Below are 13,584 nucleotides of genomic sequence, written 5' to 3'. Positions count from 1 at the left end.
CCCTCCACCATTTAGTTAAGTATATCTAGCTACAGTTTAACAAAAGAATCCACTTATTCATAAATTCAGTTTGAACTAAAATCCGCAAAAAATAAGCGGTGGATTCACCGCTTATTAATGATGCTTATCGATATATTTCTGTTCTTCTTCATTCGTCATTAATCGCTTTGCCTTACCAATTGTACCTCCATTTAAACGCCATATGTGATTATGAACTTCGACCGCGTTTTGAAAATTTTCTTTATCCCATTCGTTCAACGTTTCAAGATAAAAAGCAAAATGCTCGTATTCATCCGGTGTTCCCTCTATTTTCTCTAGTACGGCAAGCATACTATCTATTCTCTCATCAGTAATTGGATGAATTACCCATTTTTGTTTAGCTACAACCTTCTGATGTGTCATGCCATGTATGTATTCTTGAAATTTATTTTCTGATGGTATTCCATCTTCAGAAATTAATGGTTCACCATCATCTATGTACCGATCTGGATCAATTGGTTCTGACTTATCACTAGAGGATTCGCTGGACACTTTCTCATTTCCAATACTTGAATCTAAATCAGAAATAAACCAGTATGTAACGCCAAGAACGATTACCACGATGGATGATATAGTAATGATTAATGTTCTTGTTGAAGGCATATCTTGCTTTCAGCTCCTTGTATTTTTCTACTTGGACAATAACTTTGTCAGGATAATTAAACAGGGTAATTATACCTACTTTTACATAGTTTGCTAGAAAATTCAGAAGAAGTCAATGATTATACGGATATTTGTTCTGAATATTAGCTCAAATAAGGCGAAAGCATAAGCATGTCCATCGAATCTAGCATAGCTTACTAGTAAAAGGAGGTGTTCTTTATGGGAAATCGACGTAGCGCAAGTTCACCAAGAACATATCTGAATAACAACAACCGAACTCAAGGAGCATCCAGGGGCGAAACTGCTCCAAGCTGTTCTCGCTTCTGTTCAAACGTGTGTCAAAGACTATTTCCATTCAACTTTAATCGTTGTTTCAATGACTGCTTATCTTGTAAGAGAGGTGTCGTATCTGACACAGATCACGATTTTTACGACGAGTAATCATTTGAAAGTCACCTAAATGGTGGCTTTTTTCTAGGCTTTTTAGAAGACATATAAAAGCGATATCTTTTCTATTAAAAGATATCGCTTTTATGCTGAAGAGATAAATTCTCTATTACTCACTTTATTGATCTCCAAACGTTTCTGTTACACCAAATGTATCCTCATGATCATAATGATTCAATGATTTATCCAAATCATGATAATACCTGTGGAGTGATCGAACCTCACCTCTTGTTAGTTCATGACTTGAGAGATCTTTAATAGATTCTAAATCTCTTTTGAGGTCATCGTGAGCTACACCATTCTTTAGAAAAACCTCGATGTATGTGATAGCAGCATCTGCATGGGCTTGTTGAACCTCCATATCTAGCTCTCGATCAATCATGCCATATCCTGTTGTTCGGTTATAAAAAGCATGAAAATCTGCGATAAATTCGTCAACACGTTTATATTCCGCAGGAAAAGAAGCAGCAGAAACAACTTCATCTGTACCTTCTACCTTCATACCATTCATTTCTGTATGAAGTGAGAAAATATAAATATAGAGAGCAGCGAATGTAGCAGCGACGAGGAGACTGAGGATGGAAAACATCATTTTGACTTGATCCATTTCATCTTCCCCCATTCGGATTTCTCCCTATCTATCTATAAAATCCGTTATTTGGCAAATCCAAAGATATTCTTAATTTTTGTTACCCCCCACTTCGTATCATGTGATCTGCTTTCATCACGAAAACGGTCCTGAACAACGGCCATTAACCTTTCTTCTCTTGCAGACATTCTCTCTTCAGAAAGCTTTCTCTCTTTCGTAACTTCATATTGGTAGAATTCCCTCTCATCAACCGAAACATCTGCGAGGTTATCAAGCTTTTTCCCGATCGAGCTTAACTCCATTTGATTAATGGTCGCATGAGCATCTGATGCAGTGGCAATTTCCTCATGCACGATTTCGTGAACCTGATGCACAATATCTTTTTCCAAACGTTTAACAGTTTCATCCATCTTTAGAAGTTGTTTCACTTCTTCAGATTCTACGAAAGAAACTATTTTGGATAATGATAAGTTAATATTTTCATGATCTGTAATAACCCCTGGGGATTCTTTTACTTCAACTTTCAACGGTTCTTTTGTGCGAAGTTCTAATGTATTTGTTATAACATCGTCCCCAGCACGACTTTCTTTCATATTTTTAATCAATTGAAGGACTTCAATATCCCCTATTGTATACGTTCGAGCGTTATTCTCATCACGAGGTATTGTTAGAAATGGGGCAAATTGTTCCTCCCATAATTTTAGCGTATGACGGGACACATTCAACATGGAAGCCACCCTGGAAATCATCATTGTATTTGTACTCATTTTCATTCCTCCCCGTTGATTTTATAGATGTATTCCATGCTGATCTATCAATCTCCCTCCGTGATGACAAAGGTTCTTAAAAACAGTCAGAGACTTGCAAATAAAGCTATGTTCTTCTTCATAAACCCGTTTGGTGTAAGTTTATGCACCTTTTATATTTGATAATGTTGCTTTTCAATGTGAATTATTTCATTTTAAGATTAAAATCGACAAATTCTATATTTGAGTTCCCTCTTATGAGAGCGCTATTAATTCAGAAGATTATGATAATATTGATTTAAAATGAAATGAGGGACGAAATGGGTAGTTTGATCACACCTGTAGAGCAGGTTAAGAGAAAAAAATGGCCGCTTTACATTCTAGTTAGCGTTCTAGTCCCAATGAGTCCATTCCCACGATAAGCAATGGTTCCATCGTTTGAAACGAACACAAAATTTCATGCAGGAGTATGGAAGAAAGTGAGCGCTTTTTTAGTTCATCCCAGTTCGCCGCTTTGTTCATTTTATTTGCTAGGTTTATAGGGTGGTAAAATAAGTATGCCCTCTAGGCTTTCTTATAACGAATCAAATTTAAATAGCGTTAATAAACTTCTTAATAAGCATGACTACAGCTCATTTGCTAATTGGAAGACAGGTCGCCTTTTTGATACTCAATCTCCACATGATAAAGAGTATGTAAAGTTAAATAAGGATAATGGTGTTTTCTACCTATGGGTAACTTCCAGACATCATCGACTTATATAAAGAAGAGTTAATAGAAGCAAGCACCTAATAACGCAAATTAATGCTATTGTATATGAAGATATTGACGTTAAGTAGCGCATCTTTAAAATTTACAAAAGGCAATTAATTTTTGCTACGAGAATTTTATGCTTTCACTAATTATGATTACATCACTTCTTCTCTTAACCATTTATATTATTTGGCTAATGGAAAAGTAGCCTAGATTATCAGCAATAAAAACATGACTCACATTAATCTGTGAGTTTATAATTTATCAATTCTCAACCGTAACACTTTCGTTACGGTTATTTTTTGTTCCATAAAAAGGAATAATTTTAAACTGCGTCGAATGTACTATAAAAAAATAGGGTGAATGGAGATGTTTAACAATGTCGTTCTTACATTTTGGTAAAAGAGAGCGTAAAGGTTTCAATATTCTTGGTTTAGTCATTGTATTATTATTTAGCGTTAACCTTTTGGTTGCTTGTAATACAGATACCACCTCAACAGAGCCAGCCAAAGAAGTAGACGCTGAAGAGAAGAAAGTGACTGCTGAAGAGGAAAAGGCTAAAGAAGAAGAGGAAGCAAAGAAGCTAGAGGAAGAAGAAGCTAAGAAAGCAGAAGAAGAAAAGAAAGCTGCTGAAGAAAAGAAGAAAGCAGAAGAAGAAGCCGAAGCTGCTAAAGCTGCTGAAGAAAAAGCTAAGGAAGAAGAAGAAAAGGCTAAGAAGGAAGCTGAGGAGAAAGCCAAGAAGGACGCTGAAGCAGAGGCTAAGAAAGAAGAAGAAGAGAAAGCGAAAAAGAAAGCCGAAGAAGATGCTAAGAAAGCAGCAGAGAAACCTAGCTTGACAGTTTCGCAGGAAAACGCAATCTCGCAAGCTAAGAGTTACCTGGATTATACTGCATTCAGTAAGACGGGACTTATTGAGCAACTAGAGTTTGAAGGCTACAGTAACGAAGATGCGACATTTGCCGTCAATAACATCACTGTCGATTGGAACGAACAAGCCGTTCAAAAAGCGAAAGACTATCTCGATTATAGTTCGTTCTCTAAGAGCGGATTGATTGATCAATTAGTCTTTGAAGGCTTCACCCAAGAACAAGCTACTCAGGCAGCAAACCAAATGGGATTCTAAATGAATGTTAGAAACAAAGATAAACCTTAAAGAGAAGCCATTTCACTACATGAGATGGCTTCTCTGCTTTTGGTTAAGTATCCAAGGTTGTTATTTTATAGTGATAGTCCAATTTTGGCTATCTTCTAACTTGCCTGTTTGAATACCTGTAATCGTATCATATAGTTTCTGTGACAGTTCGCCAATTTCATGGTTATTAATAACCATATTCTTACCTGCCCAGTTCAGTTCTCCTACAGGTGAGATCACTGCAGCTGTTCCTGTACCGAATGCTTCTTCAAGCTGACCCTTTTCAGAGAGTTCATATAGCTCCTCAATGGATATTTTTCTTTCCGTAACAGGAATTTCCCATTTCTTCAGCAATTCAATAACGGACATTCTCGTAATCCCATGAAGGATACTTCCGTTTAGTTCTGGTGTAACCACTTCTCCATTGATTTTAAAGAAGATGTTCATACTACCTACTTCCTCGATGTATCGCTTCTCGACTCCATCAAGCCATAGGACATCCGCATTCCCATCTTTATATGCTTTTGCTTGCGCTTGATAAGCAGAAGAGTAATTACCTGCTGTCTTAGCCATGCCTGTTCCGCCTTTAACAGCTCTTGTGAACTTATCCTCCACACTGATTTTGACAGGCGTGAGACCACCAGTGAAGTAAGATCCAACAGGCGAAAGAATTATCATTAACTTATAAGTATTCGAAGGTGCTACGGACAAGTTAGGTTCCGTTGCAATGATATATGGGCGAACATAAAGTGACGTTCCTGGTGTAGAAGGAACCCAGTCCTGCTCTAGATGAATTAACTCTTTTAAGTAACCAATGACACGCTCTTCATCAATTGGTGGAATGCTCAAACGTTCGCTAGAGAGATTCAATCGTGCTAGATTCTTCTCAGGCCTAAACAACAGAATCTGATCATTTGCACGGTACGCTTTCAAACCTTCAAACACCGTTTGTCCATAATGAAAAATCATTGCAGCAGGATCTAAAGTAATTGGTTCATATGGAATAATCCGTGGTTCGTACCACCCTTTTCCAGTTTCATAGTCCATTACAAACATATGGTCCGTAAATGTTTTTCCAAAAGGTATCTGATCTTTCACAGGCTTCGCTTTAAGGTTAGTGCTTTTTACGATTTCTAAATCAGTACTCATAGCAAGGACTCCTAACTTTAATAAAAGTGATTAATTAAAATGGCTCCTCCCATGTGAAGGTAGCTAGATTACAGTCTATTGTACGACCTTTCTCTAGCGAGTTAAAGCTTTATTGTAAAGAATGATAAAAAAATTCAGTGATTTCTTCCTATTCCTTGTTATTTTACATTTTTTCAGTTCTCACAGTTTCTTCAGTGAAGAAATGATAAAATTTTATTTATTTTTTTTACTTAATAGTGTAAGCGATTACCGTTGAGGCTTTGCAAGGGCGATGATATATTCTTATCTCGTGAAAAGATTCCTCTTGTTTTATTCGCTATTGCATTGATCCTTTTTTTTATGTAAATTAGTCAAGTATGTTTATTAGGAGGTATCATCATGAATCAAACACAAACTACTCAACGAGTACAAATGGCAACTGCTGACCCATCTGCTCTTGGACTATTCGGACTTGCGATGGTAACACTCGTAGCCTCTTCCGCTAAATTGGGCTGGACAGAAGGCGTATCTTTCGTTCTACCATGGGCAATTTTTCTTGGCGGGATTGCACAGTTGATTGCTAGCTTTCTAGATTCGAAACACAATAACACGTTTGGAACAACTGCTTTCGCTGCATTCGGCCTTTTCTGGTTAGGTGTCGGAACATCTTGGTTAATTCAATTTGGTGTTTTTGGCGAAGCGGCAGCAAATACTGTTGATCCGAAGCAGCTTGGAATAGCTTATATTGGATATCTGATTTTCAGTCTATTTATGACTATCGGTGCCATGGAAACACATAAAGTACTATTCTTTATTTTCGTTTTTATTGATTTCTTATTTATCGGTCTTACATTCTCAACCCTTGGCATTCTTCCTGAAGGAATGCATCTTGTAGCTGCTATAGCAGAGTTCTGTATTGCTATCTTGAGCTTCTATGGCTCAGCGGCTAGTGTACTGAACACTCATTTCGGCAAAGTAACGTTACCAGTCGGAAAACCTTTTGGGGTTTTCAAATAAGCTTAAATAAACAGAAATAAGGATCGATCACGTTTGTGACCGATCCTTATTTCGATCTCTTTTCAGTCTAATAATAGAACCTATCTAGTACGTTCTATTCAGAATCCACTGTATTGATTTTTTGAATCAACTAATTGTCATCTTTCTTGCTAGTTAACCAACCGGTTTTGGTCTTTCCAAAACGATTTTCGAATCACAACCTTTTGAATCTTACCTGACGCCGTTTTGGGAAGTTCTTCACTAAACGAAATACTTTTAGGAGCCTTGAAATGAGCTAGTTTTTCTCGACAATAAGTTATTATTTCATCTTCAGTTGCCACTTCATCCTCCCTTAAGACCACAACAGCATGTGGTACTTCTCCCCATTTTTCATGCGGAATCGAAACGACGGCTGCTTCAAGAACAGAAGGATGTTCATAAAGAATACCTTCTACTTCAATTGAAGAGATATTTTCGCCTCCACTGATAATCACATCTTTCTTACGGTCGACGATTTCAATATTTCCACTTTGATCAACAACCGCCATATCACCGGTATGAAGCCAACCGTTCCGAATCGCTGCATTCGTGGCTTCTGGATTTTTATAATACCCTTCCATTACGCCATTTGTACGTGTGATGATCTCTCCTATCGTTTTAGCGTCTTTTGGTACTTCACTCCCCAGTTCATCAACCACTTTCACTTTACTACCAATCATGGCATAACCAGCTTTTGCTTTAAGACGATAGGTTTCTTCAGGTGAAACTTGAAGATCCATAGATCTTAACTCAGAGGTTGTAATTAATGGTGAAATTTCCGTCATTCCATACACTTGAATAAATTTCCATCCTATATTCTCTTCAACCTTTTTCACGAAAGCTGCAGGTGGTGCAGAACCCGCAATGACAACACGGACATCTTGTTTAATGTCCGGTTTTTCTTTCTCGAAGGCTTCAAGTACCATATTTAAAACAGTCGGTGCCATATGTAAAACGGATACGTTATGTTTTCTAATCTTCTCTAGAATAAGATGCGGGTCCGTTTGTCGTAGCATTACCTGTGTAGCGCCATTCGCTGTATAATAGAATGGTGATCCCCATCCGTTAACATGAAACATAGGAAGAACATGAAGGAGTGTATCCTGATCATTTACACGTAAATGGTGCATCGCTGATAACGCATGTAAATAGTTCGATCGGTGACTAAGCAGAACACCTTTTGGATTTCCAGTCGTACCACTTGTATACAACAATGAGGAGATATCAGTTTCTTCTAACTCAATACGTATAAATGGTGCATCTGAAAAGGAGGAAAGCCATGATTCATAAGAGAGATATGTATCGTCTCCACTTCCATGAATAATCACATGTTGTAATTGTTCTAACTTTGGGATAACCTCTGCTACCAAAGGATAGAGCTCTTGATCAACAAGTAATACCTTACTTTCACTATGTTCCAAAATAAAATGGTAATCAGTTGCCTTTAGCCGTGTGTTTAAAGGTGTCATAATACCACCTACTTGAAAAACACCATAGAATCCTTCAAGCATTTCCGCTGTGTTTGGCGCTAAATATGCAACCTTATCCCCCTTTTCTACTCCAAGTGATTGCAATCCTCTTGAAAGTTGATTCACACGTCCATTAAGTTGTCTGTAAGTTAAAATACGATCGTCTCCAATTATAGCAACCTTTTCACCATACAATTCTACCGCTCGATCAAGAAAGTCCGTCAATAACAATGGTACATGCATTACATCAGCTCCCTATATTTGAAATCGCTTACATTTTAATTGTAAACACCATTCTGTACTACATCAATAGTTTATAAGTATTACAGATTTTACGACAGATTTCATGCTTTTCTCTAACTATTAAACTTATGGGATTAAATAATTCATAAAATATGGTGACAATTCACACATTCCTGATAACCCTTTTGCCTTTTCATAACTTCGCCGCAGTTATCGCAAACAATAGTAGTTGTATCCCTACCAAACATGCTTGAACGTTCACTCATTGTATAATTGAGTTTTCTCAGACTGATCGAGTAATACTTCAATGATATAAAGATGATAACTCCTATTACTACTAACAGAACAGCGACCAATCGGTTTCCCCTCCCAATTTTAAAACTTTAGATAATTACACAAAGGTCAGCAGTTTCAACGTTAAATAAACTCACTAGAAGGTAACGCTGTCAAAGTTTTAATAGATAGACCAGGGTGAGTTGCAATATATCGTGCTACTAAAAAGTATCCAAGTGCATACCCACACCAAAAAGGGATCTTCTGTTCTTGGCATCCGAACATAAATGCATCTGTGGTGGTTCCTTTATCAAATAAATGACTCTTAACTTTACTATTCCAGTACTCGATCTCTTCTGCAGATAATGCATCTTTATAAGGTCCAAGGTAACCCTCACCAAGCTCCACTTTTACAAAATGCTCAGCCATCCCTTCCATAACCATTCGATCAAGCAACGTTTCATTTTCTTCTGTTATATTTAATCGTTGAATTCGCAAGTGATGATGGAATTCATGAGCAATAACTGATTTCAATACAGGCTTTACTTGCTCAATTGTATCAACAATAAAACACATTTCCCCACTCCATTCGGTTGTAGCTGAAACCCCTCCAAGCTTGTCCATCACAAACTTATCATGATCATCTAATATGAATAACTCAAAGGTTATAATTTTATTAGATTGGTATTTATTCTCCAATCTCTCAAGTTCTGTTTGTATATATGATTCAAACATCAGTTGCTTCATCTTATGTAATTTAATATTCAATACGTCATCGTCATACTTTGGATCAATCATTCCTAGAAATAACAAGAATTTGAGACGTTCGCTCGAAACCTCAAATACATTACAAAACAATTCTGTTCGGTTATCATCTTGATTTCTATTAATATTATTAAGATATTGCTCCATATGTTTCATTCGAGGGACTAATCTAATAAAACTATTTTTTTCGATTGAAATCTCTCCTTTTACACTTTTTTATTAATACACCGTGCAATCTGTTTTGAGATAACAATAATTTAATTATGTAAACAAACTATTTGTAACTATGATTGAACAATTAAATCTGCCTGATCGAGAGGGTTAACTTTGCGAATATAATGTTCTTCTGCTTTCCAGTATCGATTCTGAAATTTCTCAATTTCTTTTCTCGTTCTTTCATTTTCTCTAGCAAATCTTCTTTCCTTATTACAATCCAAAAACAATACGGTATCAAAAGCAGGTCTCCATTCCTCACGCTGCAAAAAGACACCTTCCACAATAATGAACTCTACTTCTCCAATATCTACAGATTGTAGTACCTGTACATCATCTAGTTGATTATAATAAGGTAGCTGTAATCTAGTCTGTTTCTTCATCTTTTTAAAGAAATTATTCTTAAGCCATTCGATATCCCATTGTAAATAATAATACTCAACCCATTCTTCATTACCTGTGTTATAACGCCTACGACGTTCTACAATATGGTCATCTATATGGAACGTTATGTAGCGTACACTCTGCTGATTCAACTCATTTTCAAAATGACGAACAAATGTAGTTTTACCGGATCGACTTAGACCATCTATTCCAATAATACATGGATGAGCTGACTTTCTATTCTTTAAAAGATGATTGAAAACCCAATTATATTTCAAGGATTCACCTCCGGATGTGTATATTAGAATTCAGTTAACGTCTCTTGATGGAAGAACAACTGCCAGCGATCGTTTATCCAACAATTGAAGTTCTAACTCTAATAAAAGGTTTTTTAATTCTAATTTATCTATCATATGTGCTCCTATTTTATATGTAAATATGTTCAAGATTAAGCCTTTCATTCCAAATCTATTTTAGCACACTACTTTTGTAAAATTCCCACAATAAACCATCAATCTTGCAAAAAACCTCCAGTTTGCGACTGAATCGACTGATAGAATTCTATAAATATAACTAAAAAAAGATGCTGCGTTTAATACAGCATCTTTCTTAACAGCTACAACCGTCTTCTCCACCACAAGAACTCTGACAAGATGTTGTTAAGACCGAATTACTAGTAGCAACTTTACCGCAGCTATACGTTAAAGTTGCTTCATTAATGATAAAGCATTTTTTACCAACCCGAACCTTATAGGTAATTACGCGTGATTCTCCCGCTGGAATTGGATCTAATGGAAAACCTACTGCTGGATCGAGTCCAGGTTGTGTTACACCATCGATCGTTAATGTATTTTGAATAAATTCTGCTCCTGCAGAAAGTTGGTCTTCAAAATAAGCATTGTCAGCCTCTACTACACCATCGTTCGTAATTGTAACAGTATATGTTAGAACGTCACCTTTATGGGTCATGGTTTTATTCACTTCTTTATCCATATCGAGATCTGCTTCTCCAAAGTCAATCTGGATGCCTAGAGCATTCGGCATATAAAGATCGCCAGTGGAGTTAAATTGAAACAAGGCAGTGGATTGATTATTTGGTAAATAGTTATTCGCACTAACATTTGTTATATCCCAGCCCTGTCTTCCTGCGAATATATTTGTACCTGGCGTTCCTGGAGTATGATTTCTAAAACCATAGGACCCACTGGTATCAATGTTCCCTGAATCATCTGTTATCTGAGAACCAAAGAAATTCCCTGCAGGGTTTCTGGGACCTGACAAGTTTGTTAATGTTCCGGAATCAGGCCCAAATAATGCCTGGTCACCGTTTATGTTTGCGTCACCCTCTTGTGCACTTAACAGTACTCTTGCATCAACGTCTCCGGTTGGTGGAGTTAAGAAGCCTGAAATAGGAACGTCACTTGGGTTACCGTTACTAACCTGTCCCTCTGCACCGACATAAAGATTCATATTACGGTTATTTAATGATGTATTTCGATATACAACCGCAAGAGTCCACCCTGCATGGTTAACGAATCCAGAGGCATTAACAATTGCTGGAACGCTTCCGGCGCTGTACGTGCCTCCTCCACCAGCCTGCACAAGAGCAGTGACATCTGCTGAACGCATATAAAATCCGCCAAATTCATTGGCAGTGAGGGCGTCTGGAGTAATTGGAGTATTGCCTAGTATAGGAGTAGAAAATAGAATATCATCATTTATTAATGCTGTAAGATCTTCATCCCCTCCTAAATACAAGCCTCCCCATATAAGTTCAGCATAAAGGACAGTACTTCCAGGAGGTAGGTTGAGAACAGCTTCGGACCCATTTTCAGTGTAATTTGTAGTAGTACCAGCTGACCCGACGATTGTCGGGGGAGGATAGGCATCGACTGTTGAACTGCTATCAAGAGTAATAAAAGCACCTATTGTTCCATCTGTACCTGCTGTGTTTTGGACATTACTATCCCCACTAAGCCCAAGTGTATTTCCTGTAAAAGTCATTGCTCCACAGTCATTTGCTGTAAACCGATTTATAAAAGCCATAATCAGTTATCCTTTCTAACCGTAACAATTTACTGGTAGTACATTTATTGTATACATTGATAATGTATGTAAAGCGGTTGGACAAAGTGTATATATTCGTCTATTTGAACGAATATTAGGTCAACTATATATTAATTTGTTATAAAATAAGTAAGGTTTATTAATTAATAATACAACGGTAAAAAGGATGCTAAAGTTTGGTATGGCATCCCTTCTTAACAGCTACAACCATCTTCCCCACCACAACAACTCTGACAAGATGTCGTTAAGACCGAATTACTAGTAGCTACTTTACCGCAGCTATACGTTAAAGTTGCCTCATTAATGATAAAGCATTTTTTACCAACACGAACCTTATAGGTGATTACGCGGGATTCTCCCGCTGGAATCGGATCTAATGGAAAACCTACTGCTGGATCGAGCCCAGGTTGTGTTACGCCATCGATCGTAACCGTATTTTGAATAAATTCTGCTCCTGCAGAAAGCTGGTCTTCAAAGTACGCATTATCAGCCTCTACAACACCATCGTTCGTGATTGTAACCGTATATGTTAGAACGTCACCTTTATGGGTCATGGTTTTATTCACTTCTTTATCCATTTCAAGATCTGCTTCTCCAAAGTCAATTTGGACACCGAGTGCATTAGGCATATAAAAATCACCATCTGAGTTAAAGCGAAAAAGTGCAGTGGATTGGCTGTTTGGTAAATAGTTGTTAGCACTTACATTACTAATATCCCAGCCTTGTCTACCAGCAAACAAGTTTGTTCCCGGAGTCCCAGGTGTGTGATTTCGATCTCCGTAGGAACCACTCGTATCGAGGTTGCCAGAATCATCTGTTATTTGTGAGCCAAAGAAATTTCCTGCAGGATTACGAGGACCAGATAAATTTATAAGCGTTCCTGCGTCAGGTCCAAATAAAGCCTGGTCACCATTTATTTCCGCATCCCCCTCCTGTGCACTTAAATGCAATCTTGACTCAACGTCTCCACTAGGTGGGGTTGAGAAGCCTGAGATGGGTATGTCACTTGGAAACCCTGGTCTAACGATGCCGTCAGCTCCAACGTATAAGTTCATACTACGATTATTTAATGATTTGTTTGCATATACAACAGCTAGAGTCCAGCCTGCATGGTTAACAGATGAGGTGGGGGTAATGATTGCCGGTACGCTTCCAGCACTGTAAGTTCCTCCTCCTCCAGCTTGCACTAAAGCCGTCACATCTGCTGAACGCATGTAAAACCCTGTGCTTCCTGTAGAAAATTGGTTTGCTGTGATCGGGTCAGGAGTAATTGGAGTATCTGCCACCACTGGAGTTGAAAACAGAATATCATCATCAAGTATAGCTGTTATGTCATCAGAATCCAGTTGGTATAATCCTCCCCAGATGAGTTCTGCGTAAAGTACTGTACTCCCTGATGGAAGGTCTAATTCTGCAGCTGAACCATTTTCCAAATAATCCAATGTCGTACCTGCATTAGGAGGAACTGGAGGAGGGAATGCATCAACAGTCGAACTGCTATCTAGTGTAATAAATGCCCCTGCTGTACCTGCTGTACCTGCATCGTTTCCACTTTGATCACCACTAAGTCCTAGAGTATTGCCTGTAAAAGTCATTGAACCACAATCATTTGCTGTAAACCGATTTGTAAAAGGCATAATCCGTAATCCTTTCTAACTATAAATAAAAACTGTTCAAATTACAGTTAGCACATTTAAT

General features: G+C 37.7%; 11 protein-coding genes. 2 read left to right on the top strand and 9 right to left on the bottom strand.

Annotation, left to right across the window (positions count from 1 at the left end):
• Positions 1-114 precede the first annotated feature (114 nt).
• The 3 genes from FBF83_RS00170 to FBF83_RS00160 all read right to left on the bottom strand — a co-directional run bounded on the left by FBF83_RS00170 (position 115) and on the right by FBF83_RS00160 (position 2,445).
• The gene (locus FBF83_RS00170) at positions 115-642 is read right to left on the bottom strand and encodes a DUF6241 domain-containing protein (protein ID WP_136945142.1); all 528 of its coding nucleotides are present in this window, start codon (positions 640-642) and stop codon (positions 115-117) included.
• A gap of 565 nt (positions 643-1,207) precedes the next feature.
• Complete coding sequence (locus tag FBF83_RS00165) at positions 1,208-1,711, bottom strand: hypothetical protein (protein ID WP_136945141.1); 504 nt, start codon at positions 1,709-1,711, stop codon at positions 1,208-1,210.
• A gap of 32 nt (positions 1,712-1,743) precedes the next feature.
• Positions 1,744-2,445: a MerR family transcriptional regulator gene (locus FBF83_RS00160; protein WP_169525114.1), complete on the bottom strand. Its 702-nt coding sequence runs from the start codon at positions 2,443-2,445 to the stop codon at positions 1,744-1,746.
• Between the two features lie 1,111 nt (positions 2,446-3,556).
• Between FBF83_RS00160 and FBF83_RS00155 the strand changes: the two genes are divergently transcribed.
• Complete coding sequence (locus FBF83_RS00155) at positions 3,557-4,300, top strand: Ltp family lipoprotein (protein WP_136945139.1); 744 nt, start codon at positions 3,557-3,559, stop codon at positions 4,298-4,300.
• 90 nt (positions 4,301-4,390) lie between these two features.
• Here FBF83_RS00155 and FBF83_RS00150 read toward each other — a convergent pair whose 3' ends face one another.
• Positions 4,391-5,458 (bottom strand): branched-chain amino acid aminotransferase, encoded by a 1,068-nt coding sequence (locus tag FBF83_RS00150; RefSeq protein ID WP_136945138.1) that lies wholly within the window; start codon positions 5,456-5,458, stop codon positions 4,391-4,393.
• Positions 5,459-5,836: 378 nt separating this feature from the next.
• Between FBF83_RS00150 and FBF83_RS00145 the strand changes: the two genes are divergently transcribed.
• Entirely contained in the window at positions 5,837-6,454 is a 618-nt protein-coding gene (locus tag FBF83_RS00145; RefSeq protein WP_420875100.1) for an acetate uptake transporter, read from the top strand.
• A 149-nt stretch (positions 6,455-6,603) separates the two neighbouring features.
• Here the strand turns inward: FBF83_RS00145 and FBF83_RS00140 are convergent, their stop codons facing one another.
• The 5 genes from FBF83_RS00140 to FBF83_RS00120 form a co-directional block, all read right to left on the bottom strand.
• Positions 6,604-8,184, bottom strand: a complete 1,581-nt coding sequence (locus tag FBF83_RS00140; RefSeq protein ID WP_136945136.1) for a long-chain-fatty-acid--CoA ligase — start codon at positions 8,182-8,184, stop codon at positions 6,604-6,606.
• Positions 8,185-8,601: 417 nt separating this feature from the next.
• Positions 8,602-9,369 (bottom strand): DUF2268 domain-containing putative Zn-dependent protease, encoded by a 768-nt coding sequence (locus FBF83_RS00135; protein ID WP_205665292.1) that lies wholly within the window; start codon positions 9,367-9,369, stop codon positions 8,602-8,604.
• A gap of 137 nt (positions 9,370-9,506) precedes the next feature.
• Positions 9,507-10,097, bottom strand: a complete 591-nt coding sequence (locus FBF83_RS00130; protein WP_136945134.1) for a kinase — start codon at positions 10,095-10,097, stop codon at positions 9,507-9,509.
• 331 nt (positions 10,098-10,428) lie between these two features.
• The gene (locus FBF83_RS00125) at positions 10,429-11,865 is read right to left on the bottom strand and encodes a DUF11 domain-containing protein (RefSeq protein ID WP_136945133.1); all 1,437 of its coding nucleotides are present in this window, start codon (positions 11,863-11,865) and stop codon (positions 10,429-10,431) included.
• Between the two features lie 215 nt (positions 11,866-12,080).
• Positions 12,081-13,523, bottom strand: a complete 1,443-nt coding sequence (locus FBF83_RS00120) for a DUF11 domain-containing protein (protein ID WP_136945132.1) — start codon at positions 13,521-13,523, stop codon at positions 12,081-12,083.
• Between the last annotated feature and the right edge of the window lie 61 nt (positions 13,524-13,584).

This window comes from Guptibacillus hwajinpoensis (assembly GCF_005144865.1).
GTDB classification, from domain to species: Bacteria; Bacillota; Bacilli; order Bacillales; family Guptibacillaceae; genus Guptibacillus; species Guptibacillus hwajinpoensis_A.
Note: the sequence above shows the minus strand (reverse complement) of the source record. Positions and strands in the feature narration are given on the sequence as shown.

Coding starts and splice junctions, on each gene's coding strand:
- FBF83_RS00145 (WP_420875100.1), top strand. CDS start 5,837: ATGAATCAAACACAAACTACTCAACGAGTACAAATGGCAACTGCTGAC.
- FBF83_RS00135 (WP_205665292.1), bottom strand. CDS start 9,369: ATGGAGCAATATCTTAATAATATTAATAGAAATCAAGATGATAACCGA.
- FBF83_RS00125 (WP_136945133.1), bottom strand. CDS start 11,865: ATGGCTTTTATAAATCGGTTTACAGCAAATGACTGTGGAGCAATGACT.
- FBF83_RS00165 (WP_136945141.1), bottom strand. CDS start 1,711: ATGGGGGAAGATGAAATGGATCAAGTCAAAATGATGTTTTCCATCCTC.
- FBF83_RS00155 (WP_136945139.1), top strand. CDS start 3,557: ATGTCGTTCTTACATTTTGGTAAAAGAGAGCGTAAAGGTTTCAATATT.
- FBF83_RS00120 (WP_136945132.1), bottom strand. CDS start 13,523: ATGCCTTTTACAAATCGGTTTACAGCAAATGATTGTGGTTCAATGACT.
- FBF83_RS00140 (WP_136945136.1), bottom strand. CDS start 8,184: ATGCATGTACCATTGTTATTGACGGACTTTCTTGATCGAGCGGTAGAA.
- FBF83_RS00150 (WP_136945138.1), bottom strand. CDS start 5,458: ATGAGTACTGATTTAGAAATCGTAAAAAGCACTAACCTTAAAGCGAAG.
- FBF83_RS00160 (WP_169525114.1), bottom strand. CDS start 2,445: ATGAGTACAAATACAATGATGATTTCCAGGGTGGCTTCCATGTTGAAT.
- FBF83_RS00170 (WP_136945142.1), bottom strand. CDS start 642: ATGCCTTCAACAAGAACATTAATCATTACTATATCATCCATCGTGGTA.